General features: G+C 57.9%; 22 protein-coding genes, 1 tRNA gene and 1 pseudogene. 10 read left to right on the plus strand and 14 right to left on the minus strand.

The genetic code is table 11. The features are described from left to right. Positions 1–521: 521 nt before the first annotated feature. From PGH32_RS09905 to PGH32_RS09915, 3 genes are all read left to right on the plus strand, one after another. Positions 522–1,178: a hypothetical protein gene (locus PGH32_RS09905; RefSeq protein ID WP_337893906.1), complete on the plus strand. Its 657-nt coding sequence runs from the start codon at positions 522–524 to the stop codon at positions 1,176–1,178. Between the two features lie 242 nt (positions 1,179–1,420). Next, on the plus strand, positions 1,421–2,215 hold the full coding sequence (gene mtfA / locus PGH32_RS09910) for a DgsA anti-repressor MtfA (protein ID WP_314423428.1): 795 nt from the start codon (positions 1,421–1,423) through the stop codon (positions 2,213–2,215). Between the two features lie 100 nt (positions 2,216–2,315). Beyond that, positions 2,316–2,391 (plus strand) — tRNA-Asn (locus PGH32_RS09915). 101 nt (positions 2,392–2,492) lie between these two features. On the opposite strand, the pseudogene PGH32_RS09920 reads toward PGH32_RS09915, so the two are convergent. Continuing rightward, positions 2,493–2,576 (minus strand): annotated as a pseudogene (locus PGH32_RS09920) (transcriptional regulator); the annotation flags it as partial. A gap of 137 nt (positions 2,577–2,713) precedes the next feature. Between PGH32_RS09920 and PGH32_RS09925 the strand changes: the two are divergent. After that, positions 2,714–3,679, plus strand: a complete 966-nt coding sequence (locus PGH32_RS09925) for a helix-turn-helix transcriptional regulator (protein ID WP_314423430.1) — start codon at positions 2,714–2,716, stop codon at positions 3,677–3,679. A gap of 13 nt (positions 3,680–3,692) precedes the next feature. Here the strand turns inward: PGH32_RS09925 and PGH32_RS09930 are convergent, their stop codons facing one another. Then, a complete protein-coding gene (locus tag PGH32_RS09930) occupies positions 3,693–4,592 on the minus strand; it encodes a LysR substrate-binding domain-containing protein (RefSeq protein WP_337893907.1) in 900 nt (299 codons plus the stop codon). Between the two features lie 130 nt (positions 4,593–4,722). Here PGH32_RS09930 and PGH32_RS09935 point away from each other — a divergent pair, with 130 nt between their 5' ends. After that, on the plus strand, positions 4,723–6,159 hold the full coding sequence (locus tag PGH32_RS09935; protein ID WP_337893908.1) for an MFS transporter: 1,437 nt from the start codon (positions 4,723–4,725) through the stop codon (positions 6,157–6,159). On the opposite strand, the gene PGH32_RS09940 is transcribed toward PGH32_RS09935, so the two are convergent. The 8 genes from PGH32_RS09940 to PGH32_RS09975 form a co-directional block, all read right to left on the minus strand. After that, complete coding sequence (locus PGH32_RS09940; RefSeq protein WP_314423439.1) at positions 6,156–7,067, minus strand: alpha/beta hydrolase; 912 nt, start codon at positions 7,065–7,067, stop codon at positions 6,156–6,158. The genes PGH32_RS09935 and PGH32_RS09940 overlap by 4 nt on opposite strands. 178 nt (positions 7,068–7,245) lie before the next feature. Beyond that, a complete protein-coding gene (locus PGH32_RS09945; RefSeq protein WP_337893909.1) occupies positions 7,246–8,475 on the minus strand; it encodes a sugar MFS transporter in 1,230 nt (409 codons plus the stop codon). A gap of 41 nt (positions 8,476–8,516) precedes the next feature. Then, positions 8,517–8,867, minus strand: a complete 351-nt coding sequence (locus PGH32_RS09950) for an L-rhamnose mutarotase (protein ID WP_314423445.1) — start codon at positions 8,865–8,867, stop codon at positions 8,517–8,519. Then, entirely contained in the window at positions 8,864–9,640 is a 777-nt protein-coding gene (locus PGH32_RS09955) for an SDR family oxidoreductase (protein ID WP_337893910.1), read from the minus strand. The genes PGH32_RS09950 and PGH32_RS09955 overlap by 4 nt, the downstream gene beginning before the upstream one ends. Next, positions 9,618–10,475 (minus strand): amidohydrolase family protein, encoded by an 858-nt coding sequence (locus PGH32_RS09960; protein WP_337893911.1) that lies wholly within the window; start codon positions 10,473–10,475, stop codon positions 9,618–9,620. Before PGH32_RS09960 ends, PGH32_RS09955 begins: the two co-directional genes overlap by 23 nt. 2 nt (positions 10,476–10,477) lie before the next feature. Beyond that, entirely contained in the window at positions 10,478–11,764 is a 1,287-nt protein-coding gene (locus PGH32_RS09965) for an L-fuconate dehydratase (protein ID WP_337893912.1), read from the minus strand. Next, the gene (locus PGH32_RS09970; RefSeq protein ID WP_314423457.1) at positions 11,761–12,609 is read right to left on the minus strand and encodes a fumarylacetoacetate hydrolase family protein; all 849 of its coding nucleotides are present in this window, start codon (positions 12,607–12,609) and stop codon (positions 11,761–11,763) included. The genes PGH32_RS09965 and PGH32_RS09970 overlap by 4 nt, the downstream gene beginning before the upstream one ends. Before the next feature lie 14 nt (positions 12,610–12,623). Then, entirely contained in the window at positions 12,624–13,364 is a 741-nt protein-coding gene (locus PGH32_RS09975; protein WP_337893913.1) for an SDR family oxidoreductase, read from the minus strand. A gap of 194 nt (positions 13,365–13,558) precedes the next feature. Here PGH32_RS09975 and PGH32_RS09980 point away from each other — a divergent pair, with 194 nt between their 5' ends. Together PGH32_RS09980 and PGH32_RS09985 are read left to right on the plus strand one after the other, a co-directional pair. Beyond that, positions 13,559–14,311: a FadR/GntR family transcriptional regulator gene (locus PGH32_RS09980; protein ID WP_314423462.1), complete on the plus strand. Its 753-nt coding sequence runs from the start codon at positions 13,559–13,561 to the stop codon at positions 14,309–14,311. 141 nt (positions 14,312–14,452) lie between these two features. After that, positions 14,453–15,775 carry a cation:proton antiporter gene (locus PGH32_RS09985; RefSeq protein WP_337893914.1) on the plus strand — a complete coding sequence of 441 codons (1,323 nt, stop codon included), beginning with the start codon at positions 14,453–14,455 and terminating at the stop codon, positions 15,773–15,775. A 12-nt stretch (positions 15,776–15,787) separates the two neighbouring features. Here the strand turns inward: PGH32_RS09985 and PGH32_RS09990 are convergent, their stop codons facing one another. Beyond that, on the minus strand, positions 15,788–16,186 hold the full coding sequence (locus tag PGH32_RS09990; protein ID WP_337894284.1) for a type II toxin-antitoxin system YafO family toxin: 399 nt from the start codon (positions 16,184–16,186) through the stop codon (positions 15,788–15,790). Positions 16,187–16,188: 2 nt separating this feature from the next. Further along, entirely contained in the window at positions 16,189–16,482 is a 294-nt protein-coding gene (gene yafN / locus PGH32_RS09995) for a type I toxin-antitoxin system antitoxin YafN (protein ID WP_314423472.1), read from the minus strand. Between the two features lie 318 nt (positions 16,483–16,800). On the opposite strand from yafN, the gene PGH32_RS10000 reads away from it, so the two are divergent. Continuing rightward, the gene (locus PGH32_RS10000; RefSeq protein ID WP_337893915.1) at positions 16,801–17,652 is read left to right on the plus strand and encodes an aldo/keto reductase; all 852 of its coding nucleotides are present in this window, start codon (positions 16,801–16,803) and stop codon (positions 17,650–17,652) included. Positions 17,653–17,828: 176 nt separating this feature from the next. Beyond that, the gene (locus PGH32_RS10005; RefSeq protein WP_314423476.1) at positions 17,829–18,140 is read left to right on the plus strand and encodes a hypothetical protein; all 312 of its coding nucleotides are present in this window, start codon (positions 17,829–17,831) and stop codon (positions 18,138–18,140) included. Positions 18,141–18,309: 169 nt separating this feature from the next. Here the strand turns inward: PGH32_RS10005 and PGH32_RS10015 are convergent, their stop codons facing one another. Beyond that, a complete protein-coding gene (locus tag PGH32_RS10015) occupies positions 18,310–18,633 on the minus strand; it encodes a helix-turn-helix domain-containing protein (protein WP_337893916.1) in 324 nt (107 codons plus the stop codon). Positions 18,634–18,759: 126 nt separating this feature from the next. Further along, complete coding sequence (locus PGH32_RS10020; RefSeq protein ID WP_337893917.1) at positions 18,760–19,137, minus strand: winged helix-turn-helix transcriptional regulator; 378 nt, start codon at positions 19,135–19,137, stop codon at positions 18,760–18,762. A gap of 245 nt (positions 19,138–19,382) precedes the next feature. Between PGH32_RS10020 and PGH32_RS10025 the strand changes: the two genes are divergently transcribed. Further along, a complete protein-coding gene (locus PGH32_RS10025) occupies positions 19,383–19,931 on the plus strand; it encodes a flavodoxin family protein (protein WP_443112750.1) in 549 nt (182 codons plus the stop codon). Positions 19,932–19,947: the final 16 nt, after the last annotated feature.

The raw sequence follows: 19,947 nt of genomic DNA on the forward strand, positions 1-19,947 counted from the left end.
CCCGCACGATAAAAATGCGACCCTTATCACTTTATAATGCATGTATTCATTATGTTACAGCCTGATGACAGGAAGTTTTCTGCAGCTAATTTATACCGATTAAATTTCAGGCAAATCAGTAAGCAGTCATAATACAGGCTAAAGGTAACGAAACGTTTCACCTGTTCCTCCTGGCCTGAGATTATCGTTTGCGTTCTGCTGAGCTCTCCAGGTATGCTCCACACTTTTCCGAATATTTTAAAAATGCCGCCCTGCTTTAAGACATTGTAATTAAGCAACATGTAAAATATGTTACGCTGCAAAAATGGTATCGGGCGGCGGCGTAAACAGGGCGATTTTAAAGCCCGCCTGTCGTCCTGAACGCCCGATGATCTTTCCGTTTTTTTTATTAAATTTTACTGATGTTTTACGAAAATAATGCTTCTGATTGGTGTTAAAGGTTTAAGTTAGGAGTTCTCCGCATTGTGTTTTCATTTTAACTATGTAGCTGGTTTGGTTCAGAAAGATATAGAGGTTATCCCATGAAAGAACGCCCGATTCTGTTCAGCGATCAACGGGTGCGCGCCCTGCTATCTGGCCGGCAAAGCCAGACCCGGCGCATCATGAAATCCCAACCTTTCGGACCCGGTCAGGATAATCATGAAGGCTGTTACGGCATTGACGTTCAGCGTAACCACCTGCAAGGAAACCTGGTCATGAGCATGGAGAACATCAGCTACCACAGCCCGCACGGTCAGCCGGGGGATCGGCTGTGGGTGCGCGAAACCTGGCGCGGCCCGGTGATTGCTGCAGAAGATGTTGCACGTTATCAGCAGGATCCGGCGGCATTCAAGGACCGCCAGTACTGCCGCTACCGCGCCGATACCAGCGCCTTCGGCAGCGAAGAGGGGGTGGGTCATCCCGGCTGGCAGGCGGGTATTCACATGCCGCGCTGGGCCAGCCGTATCGATCTGCTGATTACCCGTCTGCGCGTGGAGAAAATCCAGGATATCAGTGATGATGACATCATGGCGGAAGGCGTACAGTTTGACAGCCATTTTTTAAACAACTTTTTTACCATACAGAACGAAACCGTCTCCCCCAAGGAAGCCTATCGCAAGGCCTGGACCGCGCAGTACGGCGGAACCAGTTGGGAAGTGAACCCCTGGGTGTGGGTGATTGATTTTGAACGGATCTGATCGTCGTTAATCATGCACGGCGCTGAAGTTTTTCAGCGCCTTTTGCGCCGCATCACAGACAATTCTTAATATAACTGGTTGAATACGCCCCTCAAATTGCCATTAAAAATGGCCGTTTTCGTGATAATCATTTCATCCTCTTCACACCCCTCCCGTGCAGTGCGCATTCTCCCGTTGCAGCACGAGTGCAGCTGCGGCATGGTGTAAGGGGAATTTTTTATCTGAGTGGGGGCAATATCAGCATGATCAGATGGCCGTGGAAAAGCGACGATGACGCAGCGACCAGTGGATTACCCTGGCAGCAGGCGCTGGAGATGCCGCTGCTGGCTCCGCTCGATGAAGCTGAACGTCAAAATTTGGTTACCCTCGCCGCCCGGTTTTTACGGCAGAAACGTCTGCTAGGCCTGCAGGATTTGGAACTGGACGATCTGAAACGCTGCCGGGTGGCGCTGCTGTTCTGCCTGCCGGTGCTCAGCCTGGGCTACGATTGGCTGGATGGCTTTCATGAAGTGCTGATCTATCCCACGCCTTTTATGGTTGATGACGAATGGCAGGACGAGTTCGGCCTGGTACACCGCGAACGCATGGTGCAATCCGGCCAGAGCTGGGAACAGGGGCCGATTGTGCTGAACTGGCTGGATATTCAGGACTCGTTCGACCGCTCCGGCTATAACCTGGTGATCCACGAAGTGGCCCACAAGCTGGATGCCCACGGCAGCGGTGAATCGACCGGTATTCCGGCCATGGCGCTGCGCGACGTTGCCGGATGGGAGCGCGATATGCTGGCCGCCATGAATGAAATCCAGGAGGAGATTGACCTGGTGGGTGAAAACGCCGCCACGATCGATGCCTATGCCGCCAGCGATCCCGCCGAGTGCTTCGCCGTCCTGTCGGAATATTTCTTCAGCGCCCCCGAGCTGCTGCTGGCGCGTTTTCCCGTGGTGTACCAACGCCTGCGCCAGTTCTATCGCCAGGATCCGTATCAGCGGCTTGAGCGACAGCTGGAACAGCTGAATCCGGGTGGAATTGTTCATTAAAACAACGCACTGCTTTAAACGCCATCAGTTAAAAGCCATCGCGTTTTTTGCTGTTGACAGCCAACAGGCGGATCGCTAATATGCGCCTCGTTCACACGATTCCTCTGTAGTTCAGTCGGTAGAACGGCGGACTGTTAATCCGTATGTCACTGGTTCGAGTCCAGTCAGAGGAGCCATATTTAAGAAGCCCGCTCAGGGAAACCTGAGCGGGCTTTTTGCTTTCTGCGATTAGCGACACAAAATTCTCAACGGATTGACGTTCAGCAAATGCCCGTGTTTACAGTACAAAGGCGAACTGAGAACCGTTCGGGAGTTCAACATCGAGGCTCAGTTTTCCGCCAGCGGCCTCTGCATAGCGTTTGCACGATTAACTTGAGTTCGCTGCCGGTGCCGGGCCGTCTGGGTTGATGTAGTCATTCGCGTTCATTATTAGCCTGTATCCTCCACCTGGTGTATAAAAATGCATTCGGTGTTTAAAACAAAGGATACCTTCAGAAGATGTCCAGACCGACAGAACTCTACGTCCCTCACGTTCTTGATGCTGCGGATATCCCGCCGGAGCTACGCTATCAGCAAATATCGCAGAATATTAGCTGCTACGGCATAGACGTTGCCGACGATCGCCGGCCGGAAGAGATTATCGCCCAGCATAAAACCATTTCCGGTACGAAAGGCGATTTTTGCAGTGCCTGGGGTTCCCGCAATATCACCGTGTTCGACCCGCATAAAACCGAGCAGACTTCGCTCTATTTTTCTCTGCTGCTGGAAGGGTCACAGATTATCAGCGGCAGAAAAAAATCTACCGCCACGGAAGTCACCTCGGGTTCGCTGATGGTGCATGAGCGCAATGATTATTACACCTACCGCAGCGATGACGTCAGGCAGCTGTATCTGCTACCCGATATGGAAGCCGTCAAAGAGATTTTTGACGGCAGGCTGCCGGGGCCGATGCTGGCGATGGAGAATCATCACCTCAAGGACTTTATGGTGGCGCATATGCTGTTACTGCACAGCCATTCCGCCGCGATGAACGTGAAATCAACTTCGCTGATCCTGGATGGCCTGCACAATATGGCGTTATTGATGCTGGCCGACGTGGCGAAGGAACAGGGCCTGCTCTCAAGCGGGAATCTCAGCCACGTTTATAATGCGGCTCGGTCGTATATCGCGCAGAATTATTCCCGACACGATTTATCCCCCGATAGCATTTCTCAGGAACTGCGCTATTCCCGTTCCAGCCTGGACCGCGCGTTTAAAGAGCAGAGAACCACGGTGATGGCGGTGATTAAAGAAATACGCCTGATTAAAGCCCGTGAAATGCTGGAAAAGGATATCCACCTGAGAATTGAGCAAATTGCGTGGCGCTGCGGATTCAGCAGCGCATTTATCTTCAGCAAAAATTTTCGCGAGAAGTATAAAGTTCCACCCACGGTCTGGCGGGATAACTTTAATCCGTCGAATTAAACCCTGGCGAACTTCACTGCGGATCTTCGCAGCCAAACGCCTGCAGTAACCACCGTTTCAGGGCGAGGATAGTTTCCCTCTGAGCCTTTTCCGGGCTGGTGACAAAGTAATATTGTCCACCCGGCAAACTGCCCGGCAGCGCAATATGCAGAAGCTTCTGCGCCAGCGCGCGCTGCACCAGCAGTTCGCTGGCCAGCAATACCCCCTGCCCGGCGATGGCCGCCTGAATCGCATGCATTTCATCATCAAAACGGGTGCCCGAAGCCACGGAAAGGTCTGCCGGACCAAAGGCTTCCTTCCAGTGCTGCCAGCTCGGCTCCTGCGTGGGCACCAGACGATTTTCAATATGAAACAGCGTCTGCCCCTTCAGGTCTTCGCGGGTCTTCAGCCTAAGCGCCGGGCTGGCCACCAGAACAAAGCGGTCCTGATACAGCAGCGTATTATCCAGCGAACTGTCCGGCTTCATGCCGTAGCGGATCGCGCAGTCAGCCTTCGTACCGCGCACATCCACCAGTTCCGTCCCGCTGTGCAGGCGCAGTTCCAGATCCGCCAGTTCGGCATTCAGCTGCGGCAGCCTTGGCACCAGCCAGTTGGTCAGAAAGTTTGAGGTGGTGCTCAGCGTCAGCGCCGCCGATTGACTGGCATGCGTCAGCGTTTCAACGGCCTCGCGCAGCGTGGCAAAGATGCTGCCCGAGGCGCGAAACAGAATGTCCCCGGCAGGCGTCAGGGCCACCCCACGTGCCGAGCGGGTGAACAGCCGCTGGTCGAGCGACGCTTCCAGAGTACGGATCTGATGGCTGATGGCGGTGGGCGTCACGCCGATTTCCTCTGCCGCCTGCTTAAAGCTGGCGTGGCGGGCAACGGCGTCAAAGGCGCGGATGGCGGAAAGCGGCGGCAGTCTGGGTGATTTCATAGCTGAATTTAACTCATCCATGGCTGAAAAAGATGATTTTGATTGCCGCATTATATCGAGATTAACCTGTTACGTATCGCAATGAGCAGATGAATCAGTTTCATCACTTACGAATTGACAGGAAAAATTCATGTCCGAGATAACCGCAACACCTTCTCGTGCCACCTCCCCTTACCGGGCGCTGTTGGCTCCCGGCATCGCTCAGGCGCTGATCGCCCTGGACTACGCCATTGTCTACGTTGCCTTGCCCACGCTGGCACAGCGGCTGAACCTTTCCACCAGTGAGATGCAGTGGGTGGTTTCTCTCTATGGCCTGACGTTTGCCGCCCTGCTGCTCAGTGGCGGCGCGCTCTGCGACCGGCTGGGCGCACGGCGGATGTTTATCGCTGGCATGGTATTGTTTTTATTTGCTTCGCTGCTGGGTGGACTGGCGCAGAACGGCGCTCTGTTACTCACCGCTCGCGGGGGTCAGGGGATCGCCGCCGCGCTGCTGCAGCCGGCGGTACTCGCCCTGATGGCCCAGCGTTTCAGCGGGGATTCGCATCGCCGCGCGCTGGCGATCTGGAGCGCCATCGGCGCATCGGGGCTGGTTGCCGGGGTGATCCTCGGCGGTGCGCTGACCGCGCTGAGCTGGCGGGCAATCTTCTTTATCAACCTGCCGCCGGGGCTGCTGGCGCTATGGCTGATCAGACGACACTTTTTACCCGCAGGCATGCAGGTCGGCCTGGCGGGCTTAAAGACGGGGCCGGGCGTAAACTCAAGCGGTCATTCAGCAGAACCCAAACGCAGGCCGATCTTCCGGTTGCTTCATGGCGGCGGCGCACTTATCGGCTGTGCGGCGGCGGGCGCGCTGGTGTGGGCATTAACGCGCTTCGCGGAAAACGGTTCGGCGGATTTCCTCGCTAACCGGCTGGCGGCGGCGATGCTGCTGCTGTTTATTCTGCACGAGCGCTATGCGCCGCGGCCGCTGCTGTCGCGAGCGCTGCGCAGCCTGCCGGGGTTGCAAACGGGTTGGCTCAGCAGCGCCTGCTATATGGCGAGCGTCGGCAGCCAGTTTTTCGCCATGACCCTGCTGTGGCAGCAGAGCCAGCATCTGGATGCCGTCACCACCGGGCTGCTGTTTACGCCGCTGGCGCTGCTGATTGTGCTCGGTAATGCAATTTACAGCAGGCTGAGCGCCCGCTTTTCCGGTACGCAGCTGCTGATGGCGGGATTTGCCGCAGCCGGGCTGGGGCTGTGGCTGCTTTCCATAAATCTGACCGATTCGCTTTCACTGCCGCTAATTGGCGGGATCGCCCTGAGCGGGCTGGGGCACGGGCTGATTTATCCGGCGATGTTTGCCGTCGGACTGTGCGCCGTTCCCGAGCAGCAGCAGGGCCGCGCCAGTGCGCTGATCGTCACCAGCCAGTATGTTGCCGGGGCGATAACGCTGGCGGTGATAGCGGTGCTGCTCGGCACGCAGCCGGATGTTGCCGCCTGGCAAGCGGTCTTTCGGGGTCTGAGCGGCGCGGCACTGATCGGGATGCTCGTTGCGCTTTGTGCCGCTCGTTCCCCAGAAAAGAGCTAATCCCTGGCCAGCCCCTTAGCGGCAGGCTTTATGTTCATCAGGAAGTGATGAATGAAAGGATGGGCGACAAAGATACAGGCCAGATGTGATGCCTGTTCGATCGACTGGAACGCCAGCCTGGCATTTTCGGCCCGGGACACTAACTCGCCCAGCGCGTGCGGGCTGATAATCTCATCCTGCGCAGCGGCCAGTATTAACGTCGCTATCGGCAGCGCCGCCAGCTGTCTGCCTGGATGACGCGGCGTCAGGGCATTGGCCATATTCACGCTGTAGTGGCGGACCAGACCCGCAGGCGGTTCCGCTAACGCATCGGGAAAGTGCAAACTGACGGCGCGGCGCTGGCCCACCAGCCTGCCACCGCTGAGCGCATTAACCACAAAAGGCCACTGCCGCACGCGGGCAAACGGCCATGTCGTTTTTTTAGCCGTACCGGAAAACGGCCCCAGCTCGGGAGCCAGCAGAACTAGGCTGTCCGCCCGTTCGGTGAAGGGATAAAGCGTGAAGTAGTTCAGCAGCATCCCGGCTCCGCTGGAGTGCCCCAGCAAATGGCGACGTGCGTTGGGAAAAAGACGGCGCATTTCGGCCAGCAGCCGATCAACATCTCGCCAGACACACGCTGGTCGTTCCACCGTGCCGCGCTCGCCCGTGGAGTAACCGTGCCCACGAATATCGACCAGGCAGACGGCAACAGAGCCATACTCGCAGAGCTGGCGGGCAAGGATGTCGTACCCGGCATCGCCGCTGACCCCACCACCGTGATAAATGACGACGACCTCGACGGGCTCTTCACTCTGACGATAAAGCCGGTAGTACAGCCCTTCAACCGTGCCTGTGATTATCGATGCCGTATCGGTCAGGCTCGTACGGAGCGAATTCGTTTGTGCAAGATAGTCTTTAAAATCAATCACACGGCAGCTTCCTGGCGGTTTGTCCATTTTCGCCGTCAGCATGGCAGAAGCAGAAGCCAGCGTAAACCTCGGCGGTCGCGATCCGGCCCTGCACCTTCCAGAGTCAGACCGCGCCTGCAGGCTTATCGCCGACAGGGGCTGGCAGACAGCGCCGCACCACCTTCGTTTTTCAACACCTTTAAACCGCATTCCGCCGCTGGCTTAAGGCATAGAACAGCACCACCACGAAGCACAGCAGCGGCAGGCCGTATGATACGGCGGTGCTGAGCCGGTCGGAAATCAGCCCCATAAAGTAAGGCATGATCGCCCCGCCGACGATGGCCATAATCATAAATGAGCTGGCCTGCTTGGTGGCATTGCCGAGGTTTTTCACCCCCATGGCAAAGATGGTTGGGAACATGGTGGACATAAAGAAGAAGATCGCCACCAGCGCCACCACCGAGACATCGCCCATTCCCAGCATCACCACGCCGCAGAGCACGATATTGATTGCCGCATAGCCGGCAAGGATCAGCGCCGGTGCCACGCGGCCCATCAGCCAGGTGGAGAAGAAGCGGCCCAGCATAAAGCAGATCATCGCCACCGAGAGCATGTAGGACGCGCTCTGATTGGTCACGCCGTGCCAGTGCTCGGTGGCGTAGTTGATAAAGAAGGCGCCCACGCCCACCTGCGCCGCCACGTAGAAGAACTGCGCGATCACCCCGCCGACGAAGTGTTTGTGCTGCCACAGCGAAGTCCCGGCGTGCTGAGCCGCCGCCTCTTCCGACTCGCGGATGTCCGGCAGCGCGGTGCGCTTGAACAGGAAGGCGATGCCGATCACCACGCAGGCAATCGCCACGTAGGTCATTTTCACCGTGTCCTGCGCTTCTTCCGCCGTGGTCTGGGAGAAGAACAGCGTTCCGCCGATCATCGGGCCGACAAACTGCCCCAGGCCGTTAAACGACTGTGCCAGATTGAGTCGACGCTCCGCCCCGTTCGGGTCGCCCAGCACGGTGGCGTAGGGGTTAGCCGCCGTTTCCAGGCAGCCCAGCCCGCAGGCCAGCACGAACAGCGCAAACAGGAACATCATAAAATTGTTCACCATCGCCGCAGGCACAAACAGCAGCGCACCAACGGCATACAGCATCAGACCGGCAAGAATACCGGCTTTATAGCCCCGGCGGCTCATAAAGTAGCCCGCCGGCATCGCCACCAGGAAGTAGGCACCGAAGTACGCTCCCTGTAGCAGCCCGGACTGCGCTTTGGTCACGTGCAGCGTTTCCTGAAAGTGCTTGTTCAGGACGTCAAGCAGGCCGTATGACACGCCCCACATAAAAAACAGCGTGGTGATCAGCATAAACGCCCAGCGCACACTGACGCTGCCGCTGCTCCCGATGCCTGAAGACATCCGGATTCTTTCTGTAGACATAGTTATATCCTCGTAGCGTACTGGTAGGGAGGTAAGAGTTTTTATTGGTCCTGCAAAGAGAATATTCGCGCCATCGCCACCCATTTCTCGCCGCTGGCGGTCCACGGGGTCGGCTTCTGGAATTGCCACATCTGTTCTTCCCATCGCTGGATAATCGGGTTGCTCAGCGATGCCTGATTAAAACGTTCTCCGTCAAAGCGTTCGTCCACCTCCAGAATCATAAATAGCCGGGTGCCGAGGCGATAAATCTCCATATCGACCACCCCGTGCTGCCGGATGTGCGCGGCCACCTCCGGCCAGATGCGCTGATGCAGCCGCTGGTATTCGGCGATTTTTTCTTCGCTGTCCACCAGGTCCAGCGCCTGGCAGAACCGCTGCGTGCGGCCGCTCACAGCAGCGCCCGGTCAAGATGCAGATAGCCGCCATCCACGCTCAGCCATTCGCCGGTGGTGTGCGAGGCGCGCGGCGACAGCAGAAACACCACGGTGTTGGCAATCTCTTCCGGCGTGGTCATGCGTTTACCCAGCGGAATACGTTGATTGATTTTTTCCAGCTGGGCGGCGGGATCGTCGAAGCTGGCGATCCACTGTTCGTACAGCGGGGTCATCACCTCGGCCGGAACCACCGCATTCACCCGCACGCCGCTTTCGCGCAGGGACACCGCCCATTCGCGGGTCAGCGACAGAACCGCCCCCTTCGCCGCACAGTAGCCGCTGGTGCCGCCCTGCCCGCTGAGCGCGGTTTTGGAGGCGATGTTCACCACCGCGCCGCGGCTGCTTTCCAGCGCCTGCTGGCAGAAGTGCATCATCTGATAGTAATGAATCAGATTTTTCTCCAGCGAGGAGACAAACGCCGCCCGCCCGGCCTCCAGCCCCACGCCGTCGTTCACCCCGGCGTTGTTGACCAGCGCATCCACGCGTCCGAAGCGCTGCATCACCCGCGCTACCGCCGTGCGGCAGTTCTCTTCATCACACAGATCGGCGATCACCGTTTCCAGCGCGGGCTGCAGGCGCCTAAGTTCCGCCAGCCAGATTTCATCCGGCATACGGTTAGTGACAATCACTGGAATCGCCCCCTCCTCCGCCAGTAGCCTTGATATTGCCGCCCCGATCCCGGAGCCACCGCCGGTGACAATCACCACTTTATCGTTTAAAAACAGATCCACTTTCGCCTCCTGTCGGGCCATATACGCCGGCCGCGGTTGTTCCCCAAATCTGCGCCTGTTCGTCCAGTGAGAGGGCATCCGTTGCACCCTCCAGCAGCTGGCTGACCTCGTCGTATTCCGCGGCCAGCAGGCACACCGGCCAGTCGGAACCGAACATCAGGCGCTGCGAGCCAAACCGCGCCAGCGCTTCCTCAATAAACGGGCGCAGCTGCGCCGCGCTCCACTGCCCCTCAGGGACTTCCGTCACCAGCCCGGACAGCTTGCAGACCACGTGCGGCATCGCCGCCAGCCCGGCGACCTGCTCGCCCCAGGCTTTGGCTCCCCGGGCAATATCGGGTTTGCCCAGATGATCCAGCACCAGCCAGTGCCGATCGTGCCGCGCGGCAAATGCGGCTAACTCCGGCAGATGCCGCCAGGTCACCAGCATGTCCCAGACGTAGCCCCGCCGCTGCAGCTCGCGCATCCCGGCAGCGACCGCAGGCAGACGCAGCCAGCCGGCCGGATCCGGCTCGTCCTGCACCAGATGGCGGAAGCCGCGCAGGCGCGGATGGCGCAGCGAATCCAGCTGACGGGCCAGGTCGGCGGCGGTGATATCCACCCAGCCCACTACCCCATCCGCTTCGCCTCGCGTGTCCGCCCACCGCAGCAGCTGCGCCGTCTCGTCCAGGCTCTGCCGCGCCTGCACGGTAATCGCACCGTCAAACTCCCGCCCCGCCAGCAGCGGCGTCAGATCGTCCGGCAGAAAGTCCTGCCGCAGCCGCGCCATCTCCTCGTCGATCCACGGAAAATCCGCCGCCCGATAGCGCCAGTAGTGCTGATGGGCATCGATGCGCACCGTTATGCTCCCTCGCCGTGAAAGCGATACTGCGCCAGCGAGGCAGGATGCATTTCGATGGAAAAGCCCGGCGCCGTCGGCGGCATATAGGCCGCGCCGCGGATTTCGCACGGATGCAGGAAGTGCTCGTGCAGATGGTCGACAAACTCAATCACCCGCCCTTCATGCGTCCCGGCGATGCAGACGAAATCAATCATCGACAGGTGCTGAACGTATTCGCACAGCCCGACGCCGCCCGCGTGCGGGCAGACCGGCAGGCCGTATTTCGCCGCCATCAGCATCACCGCCAGCACCTCATTCACTCCGCCGAGGCGGCAGGCATCGATCTGCACCACGTCGATGGCTTCGCGCATGATGAACTGCTTAAACAGAATGCGGTTCTGGCACATTTCGCCGGTGGCGACCTTAATCGGATGCACCCCCTCGCGGATGCGGCGATGCCCTTCCACATCGTCGGGGCTGGTCGGCTCTTCGATAAACCACGGCTCGGCAAACGCCAACTCCTTCACCCAGTCCACCGCGTCGTTGACCTCCCACACCTGATTGGCATCGATCATCAGCTGGCGGTGCGGGCCGAGCACGTCGCGGGCAATCGCCACGCGACGCTTATCGTCGGCAAGGTCGCGGCCCACCTTGAGCTTGATATGCGAGAAGCCCGCGTCCACCGCTTCCTGGCACAGGCGGCGCAGCTTGTCGTCGTCGTAGCCCAGCCAGCCCGCCGACGTGGTGTAGCAGGGATAGCCGTTATTCTGCAGATCGGCGATGCGCTGTGCTTTACCCGACTCGCGGGTAGCCAGCAGATCCAGCGCCTCGGCCGGGGTGATGCAGTCGGTCAGGTAGCGGAAATCGATGCAGCGCACCAGCTCCTGCGGTGACATATCGGCCACCAGCCGCCATAGTGGTTTCTGTTCCGATTTGGCCCACAGATCCCAGACGGCGTTGACCACCGCTCCGGTCGCCAGGTGCATCGCGCCTTTATCCGGGCCGATCCAGCGCAGCTGGCTGTCGCCGGTGATCTCCCGCCAGAACTGCCCCATGTCGGCGGTGATATCCGCCAGCCGACGCCCCACCAGCAGGTGCTGCATGGCGCGGATCGCCGCACAGCAGATCTCATTGCCGCGACCAATGGTGAAGGTGAGTCCGTGGCCGCTCAGCGCCGGGTTATCGGTTTCGATAATCACATACGCGGCGGAGTAGTCCGGGTCCGGGTTCATCGCGTCCGAGCCGTCAAGGTGCTGCGAGGTCGGGAAGCGGATATCTTCTACGCGCAGGGCGGTTAATGTGGTCACAGTGATTCTCCAACGGTGGTCTGACGCTGTTCACCCAGCCCTTCGATGCCCAGGCGCATAATCTGGCCCGCACGTAAATACACCGGCGGGGTCTGGCCCAGCCCGACGCCCGGCGGCGTGCCGGTGGAAATCACGTCGCCCGGCTGCAGGCTCATAAAACGGCTGAGGTAGCTGATAATCTGCGCCACGGTGAAAATCATCGTGCGCGTGTTGCCGTTCTGATAGCGATGCCCGTCCACCTCCAGCCACAGATTAAGCTGCTGCGGGTCGGCAATTTCATCGGCGGTGACCAGCCACGGGCCGATCGGGCCAAACGTGTCGCAGCCTTTGCCTTTGTCCCAGGTGCCGCCGCGTTCAAGCTGGTATTCCCGCTCGGAGATATCGTTAATCACACAGTAGCCCGCTACGTGACCCAGCGCGTCGTCCTCGCTGATGTAGCTGCCGCCTTTACCGATCACCACGCCCAGCTCCACTTCCCAGTCGGTTTTCACCGAGCCGCGCGGGATGCGTACCGCATCGTTTGGCCCGACGACCGAGCTGGTCCATTTGCTGAACACCACCGGCTCGGCGGGGATCGCCGCGCCGGTTTCCGCCGCGTGATCGGCGTAGTTGAGGCCGATGCAGATAAACTTGCCGATCCGCCCCACGCAGGCGCCAATCCGCGGCTCGCCGTCAATTTTCGGCAGGGTATGAACGGGCAAACGACGCAGTTTTTCCAGCGACTGCGGCAGCAGCACATCCCCGGCAATATCGTCCACATAGCCGGAGATATCACGCAGCGCGCCGGTTTCATCAACGAGGGCCGGGCGCTCCTGGCCGGGTTCACCAATACGAACTAATTTCATGCCGTGCTCCTTAATTAATTGCTCCAGCCGCCGTCAATAATCTGTGCGGTTCCGGTGGTGTAGGCGCTGGCGTCGGAGGCCAGATAGGCGGCCAGCGCGGCGATCTCTTCGGCGCTGCCGATGCGGCCAATCGGCTGACGAGCCACGAAGGCGCGGTAGACTTCCTCTTCACTTTTGCCTTCCGCCTGCGCCTGTGCGGCGATGCGCTGGCGCAGCGAAGGCGAATCCACGGTGCCCGGGCAGATAGCGTTACAGCGGATGCCGTCGCCGATAAAATCCGCTGCGACCGAGCGCGTCAGGCCAATCACCGCCGCCTTGGTGGTGCTGTAGGCAAAACGGTTGGCCACGCCCTTCACGCTGGAAGCCACCGACGACATGTTGATAATTGACCCTTTTTTCTGCGCCAGCATGGCCGGCAGAAATGCCTGGATCATATGGAACATCGCGGTAACGTTAAGATCCAATGCGAACTGCCACTCCTTCTCGCTGCACGCCAGCAGGCTGCCGCTGTGCACCACGCCCGCGCAGTTGAACAGCACGTCCAGCGTACCGATCTCCTCTGCCGCCCGGGCAATCGCCTGCCGGTCGGTCACGTCCAGCTGATACGGCGTAATGCCCGGCAGATCGTGCAGCGCGGAAAGCCGGATATCGCTGGCGATCACCTCGGCTCCGAGTTCGGCAAAATGCCGCGCGGTGGCCAGTCCGATCCCCTGCCCGGCGGCGGTAATCAGCACGCGTTTCCCCTGTAGGTTCATTGCAACTCCTTTGGTATAATGATCTAATGGTCAGGCCATTGAGGGTAAACGTTTCCCTCACGTTGAGGGTCGTAAAAATACCGAAATGGCCGCAGAAGAATTACTTTTTATTGACATTTATGTAACATTGGCAAGTGTGATGTTGCTTTTTTGTGCACGCAGTCACTTAAATTTAATTTTCAGGTAAGCGCGATATGCCGATAAAAAAGATGGAAAACCCAAGACTTTACAGGCAGATAGCTGATCAACTGATTAAGCTTATCGACAATAATGAATTTCCGCCCGGCAGCCGCCTTCCCGCCGAGCGTGAACTGGCCGAACAGCTGCAGGTCAGTCGGGCATCGGTCCGGGAGGCGCTGATCGCGCTGGAGGTCATTGGCCTGGTCGATGTGAAGGTCGGCAACGGCGTGATTGTCAAAGCCCGACGCAGCAATGCGGAGCCGGTGATGGCCGAGGCAGGCCGCGATCAGTGGCACGAGCCGGACGATGAGCTGGGGATTAATCTGGATTTCTCCACCGAGCTGCCGCCCTTCTCGCTGCTGCAGGCACGCCTGCTGATTGAGCCGGAAGCCGCCGCGCTGGCCGCGCTGCACGCCAGCGATGCCGAACGGGAGGCGATCCGCGCAGCTTATCAGCAGAACTGTGAAGACAACCGGGCGAATTCGCAAACTCACCCCGGCGACCGGTTATTCCATATCCGCATCGCTCAGGCCAGCGGCAATCCCGCCTATGGATTTATCATCGGCCACCTGCTGGGGCACCGCTACGGCAGCATGTTCCGCATGCTGCAGGCGCACTTTACCCCGAGTGACATGCCCAACGCGTCGGAGCATGAGCACCTGGCAATTCTGAGCGCGCTGGAGAAACGCGATGCGAAGGCGGCCAGGCAGGCGATGAAACGGCATATTGAGCGGGTCATCTCCACCTTTGAAGGGGTGCAGGAATAGGTAACCCGAACCAGAAATATTTCAACGCCTCAATGCATCGCAGGTCCGTCTTCCGCGGCACCGGCGGTTCTCAATGCCTGGAAAACCGCGACCTGAACAACTATACCTAAGCATGAAATTTTTATTCTGAAGTGGAGAGGTATGGGATATCTGGCGTGGACGGCAGCAGCGGGCGGCCTGTTACTTTTAATGTCGCTGTCATATGGCTGGATCAGCCGCGCGCCGATCCCGGTGTTCGGGCTTTACCTGCTGGTGGGCATCGGCTGCGGCCCCTGGGGGCTGAATATCGTCAACCTCGATATCGTGGAACACGCCTCCCTCACCAGTCGGATAACCGAGATCGCCATGGCGGCATCGCTGTTTATCACCGGCCTGAAAATACGCCTGCCGCTCTCCTCGCCCTACTGGAAAACGGGCATCCTGCTGGCGCTGCCGGGGATGCTGCTGACCATCGCCGGGATTATGGTTGCCGCCCACTATCTCACCGGCCTCTCCTGGCCGTTGTCACTGGCGCTGGCCGCGATTCTGGCCCCCACCGATCCGGTGCTGGCCAGCCTGGTTTCGATCAACGATGCGCGGGACGGCGATAGATTACGCATCGCCCTGTCCAGTGAAGCGGGCCTGAACGACGGCACGGCGCTGCCCTTTCTGATGCTGGCGCTGATCTGGTACCACGCCGGGGAAACGCCCGGAACGGAAGAATGGTTCACCTGGCTCTCCGTCGATCTGGTCTGGGCGCTGGCGGGAGGGCTACTGATTGGCTTTGCGCTGGGCCGGTTTATTGGCCTGATCGCCACCCGCTCCCGCCATGCGCAGGGGGATATGGCACCCAGTGATTTCGTTGCACTGGCGCTTATCTGCCTGAGTTTTTCACTGGCGATGTCACTCAGCGCATCCGGTTTTCTGGCCGCGTTTGCCGCGGGCATCGGCCTGCGCAGCGCGGAAATCAGCGTGCAGAAAAGACACGCTGACAAAGAGGAAGATATTCACGATTTTCCGGCGGAGATGCAGATTAACCCCCATACCCGCCACGGCATTGAGGAACGCACGCCGATTAAATCCGTCGGCCTGGTGATCGGTGATGCGCTCTCGTTTGGCGATACCGTCGAGCGGCTGCTGGCCGCCGGGCTGATTATCGTGCTGGGCGTAACGCTGTCCGGTCACTGGAATTCATCCGCCCTACTGCTGGCGCTGCTTATTTTTGTGGTGATCCGCCCGCTGGCGGTATTTTTAGTGACCTGGCGTTCCGGCAGCACGCTGCTGCATCGCGCCAGTCTCGGCTGGCTCGGCATTCGCGGCATCGGCAGCCTGAACTATATCGCCTACGCCTGGGTCCACGGTATGCAGGGCGCGGATGCCACGCGGGTCACCGATATCGCCCTGACCATCGTCACCGCCAGCGTGCTGGTGCACGGGATTTCGGTCACGCCGCTGATGGCGATGCTGCGGCGGAAAGAAGGCTGATGATTATCGCGTTCAATACTTCATTCTGAATGCTTCAGCCATTTTGCCAATCTTGTGCATATGGTTGTTATTTCTCGCCATTTTATGTGCTTCGGGCTTGAGAATGATAATCAGAAGATAACAGTCAGGCTCCATTGCACCCTGGCAGTAAACCAGATGAGCCCGATCGCTGGTTCGTTTGAACTGGCGGAGAAAACGAGGGAAATGCGCATCCGCATCGGCGAGATGGATATGCGCTACCCGCTCTGCTTTCACTAAGGGAGAGGTGGCCTCATCATCATACAATGCATCCCGACCAAACGTATCGGGCAGCACACCATCCTGTTTATAAACCTGAAAATCCGCGAGCAAATCATCCAGTTCTCGTTGACTTAATTGCTGGCGGATTAATGCAGATTTAAAAATCCTTATGCTTATTCCGTGAACTCAGTGAGATCCTTATCCGAGGCGCTGTCCAACAGTGCCTGCCCGCTATCGACAATATGGTTCAAGCGTTCAGCCGTGGGCCGAAAACGTGCGGTAATATGCGTTTTGCCCTGTTTCTCTTCTAACAGGTCGATTAGTGCTTCAAATACCCGAGCACTCACCATATAGCCCGCAGGCCGATTGTTAGACAGCACGGCAACCGGTTCGTCAATAAAGTATTTCGCCGGATTTTTTCTTAATTCTGTAATATTTATGGATTTTTCAGCAAGAATACGTTCCATAATCCACCTTTTAATGTGCTTAACAATACACAATATAATGCACATTATAGTAGACATCAATTTTGAACCGTACATGGTGCACGGAGTCACTTCAAATCATCTATGAATCCGCTTCATAACCTCTGCCCGCCTGACGCCATTATCTTATTCCGACGCTGAGCTACTCCGATGGCAACTCCCTGGCACACAGACTACCACCGCATGTGCCGGGTCGATTATTTATGATTTAACATCATAAACCCTAGCGAATTACCCCCTCTAATCATACCAATCACGTCGGAGTATGCTTTCCACTCACCACCGCTGAGGGATGACGTAATGCACAACGTAACACTGAACAACGGCATTGAGATGCCCCTGCTGGGCTTTGGCGTATTCCAGATGACGGACGCCGCAGAATGCGAGCGCGCCGTGATTGATGCGCTTGATGTTGGCTATCGCCTTATTGATACCGCCGCGTCCTATCAGAATGAAACCCAGGTGGGGAATGCCCTTAAACAGAGCGGCATCGCCCGCGACGAGCTGTTCGTTACCACCAAACTGTGGCTGCAGGACGCCAGCTATGAGGGCGCGAAAGCCCAGTTTGAACGCTCGCTGAATCGGCTGCAGCTGGACTATGTTGACCTCTATCTGATTCATCAGCCGTATGGCGACGTCCATGGCGCCTGGCGGGCGATGGAAGAGCTGCATCGGGCAGGGAAAATCCGGGCGATCGGCGTCAGCAACTTTCATCCGGACCGGCTTGCCGACCTGATTGCCTTTAACGCCATCGTGCCCGCCGTTAACCAGATTGAAGTTAATCCCTTCAACCAGCAGCTGCACCCGGTACCCTGGATGCAGAGCCGTGGGATCCAGCCTGAAGCCTGGGCGCCCTTTGCCGAAGGGCGAAACGGTCTGTTCCAGCATCCGCTGTTAACCGCCATCGGTGCGCAGTACGGCAAAAGCGTGGGCCAGGTTGTGCTGCGCTGGATCTTCCAGCGCGGGATCGTTTCGCTGGCCAAGACCGTCAGCAAGGCGCGGATGGCCGAGAATACAGACATCCTCGACTTCGCGCTCAGCCCGCAGGATATGCAGCAGATTACCGCGCTGGATACCGCCACCAGCGCCTTCTTCTCACACCGCGACCCGGCGAGAATTGAATGGCTGACCGGCCGTAAACTCGATGTTTAACATCCTGACAGATAAGGTGTTACGTGATGAAAAACGTTGCCTGGTCGTTCCGGGCTTGAAGTCTCCGCACTCGGTCTGGGCTGCATGGGCCTGAGCCAAATTCAGCAGGCACTGGCAACGGTAACCTGTTTTTTACGATAGTATGAAAATCTCACTGACCATAAAAGGAAATGCGGATGATTGTCCGGACATGGCACGGCTGCGTGCCGCTGAAACACGCGGAGGGTTTTGCTCGGCACCTTGAAAAAACCGGCGTGGAACATTCTAAAAGCGTGGAGGGTAACCGGGGCGCGCTGGTGCGCCGGGAAACACAGGCAGACTGGGAACATTTTTTTCTGGCGACATACTGGCAGGATCTTGCTGCGGTGAAAGCCTTTGCCGGTGATGATTACCACGTCGCCGTCACCTATCCGGACGATGAAGCCTTTGAGCTGCTGTCCGATCCCTACGTTTTCCAGCACGAAGTGGAAGGCGTAACGCCACTGTAATCAGGAAAGGATAACCCGATATGGCTTTAAAAACTTTACGAGAACACCTGTCGCTTTTTGGGAACGGGCAAAATCGAAGGACGTGCGATCGGCGGTAATCTGAATACGCTTGCCGACATCATGGGCAGCAGATGGATGCCGGAAATACAGTTACCTGTATAAATTTAAATCAGATCAGCACTTCCAGCCCATGCTTCTGGACCACTCTCAGTAATTTTAACGACAGTCCGCCGGGGCGTTTTACCCCACTTTCCCATTTTTGCACTGTGGAAACGCTGGTGTTCAGATATCTGGCGAAAACGGGCTGACTGACGTTAAACTTCTCACGAAGTGCTTTTATTTCAGTTGGTTGAAAGTTTTCAACTTCACTCAGACAGGTCTTATCAAAGCTGCGCATCGTTTCTGCAGGGATAGCATCCACGCTGAATAATCCTGCCGCTGCACTGTGGATTGCTTCGAATGCCGGGCTTTTAAATTTATTTTTCGTCGTCATGGCAAATCTCCACCAGTTCTTTGCTTACAATCAGTGCAAAAATTTTCTTATCAACAAGCGTTCCGTAGTGCCTCGCCAGTATTAGTAGAGCCAGTTGACCCACTGCCGTTTGCGGCTGCCGGTTAGTCAAGCCACGTTCGCCGCATCATAAGCCGCCTGCGCCGCCAGCACCGCCTCCATATTCTTCTCCGCCCAGTGCATCAGCACGGAGACGGTTTGTGTCAGCGTCTGCCCCAGCGGAGTGATGCTGTATTCCACCGTCACCGGCACGGTAGCGAACACCTGACGGGCGACCAGGCCGTCGCGCTCCAGCTTGCGTAAAGTCTGGGTTAACACCTTCTGCGAAATACCCTGCACGTCGCGGCGCAGGCTATTAAAGCGCACCGGGCCACTTTCCAGGCGGCCAAGAATCAGCAGCGCCCATTTATCGGCCAGCCTGGCCAGCACCTCGCGGGTGGGGCACTGATTGCTGTACACATTCCAGTCTAAATGCTCTTTATTCATATGCTTATTCTCTTCATGCAGGTTTCCTCTGGGAAACGTAGTAGCGATAAGGTGCCTTCTTTCGCGCTCACAATAACGCTGATATAACTTGCACGTAGTTTCTATTGGATACTAAGGCGCGAAAAATTGCAAAGCTGGCATACGCAGATGCGCTGAACGATATCGGTTGTGGATGAGGTTTCTGGTCAGGGCAATAACGCTCGCGGGCCGGATGGAATAACGATGGTTAATTAAGGGGATTTATCATGAGTATTGCGGTGGTTTATTTTTCGGGATACGGACACACCAAACTGGTGGCAGAGAAAGTGGCCGCGGGCGCGCAGGCAGAGCTGATTGCCGTCGATCAGAATGGTGATATCCCGGAAAGCGACTGGCAGAAACTGAACGAGGCCAAAGCGATTATCTTTGGCGCACCGACCTATATGGGCAGCGTGCCGTGGCAGTTCAAAAAGTTCGCCGATGCCTCGTCCAAAATCTGGTTCACCCGCGGCTGGCAGGACAAAATCTTTGCCGGTTTCAGCAACAGCGCCAGCCTGAACGGTGACAAGCAGGTTTCCCTGCAGTACCTGCAAACGCTGGCTTCGCAGCACGGCGGCATCTGGGTCAGCCTCGGCTTCCCGCCGGCCAATACCCTGGCATCAACCCGTGAGGACGTTAACAACCTCGGCGGCTCCGTGGGCCTGCTGGTGCAGTCCCCTTCCGACGCGGGCGCAGATAAGATTGCCTCCGGCGATCTGGAAACGGCCGTCAAATTCGGTGAGCGCGTGGCGTCTGTCGCCCAGCGCTTTAACTGAGATGCCGTGCCCCGCC

It is taken from the genome of Erwinia sp. SLM-02 (assembly GCF_037450285.1).
In the GTDB taxonomy this organism is placed as follows: Bacteria; Pseudomonadota; Gammaproteobacteria; order Enterobacterales; family Enterobacteriaceae; genus Erwinia.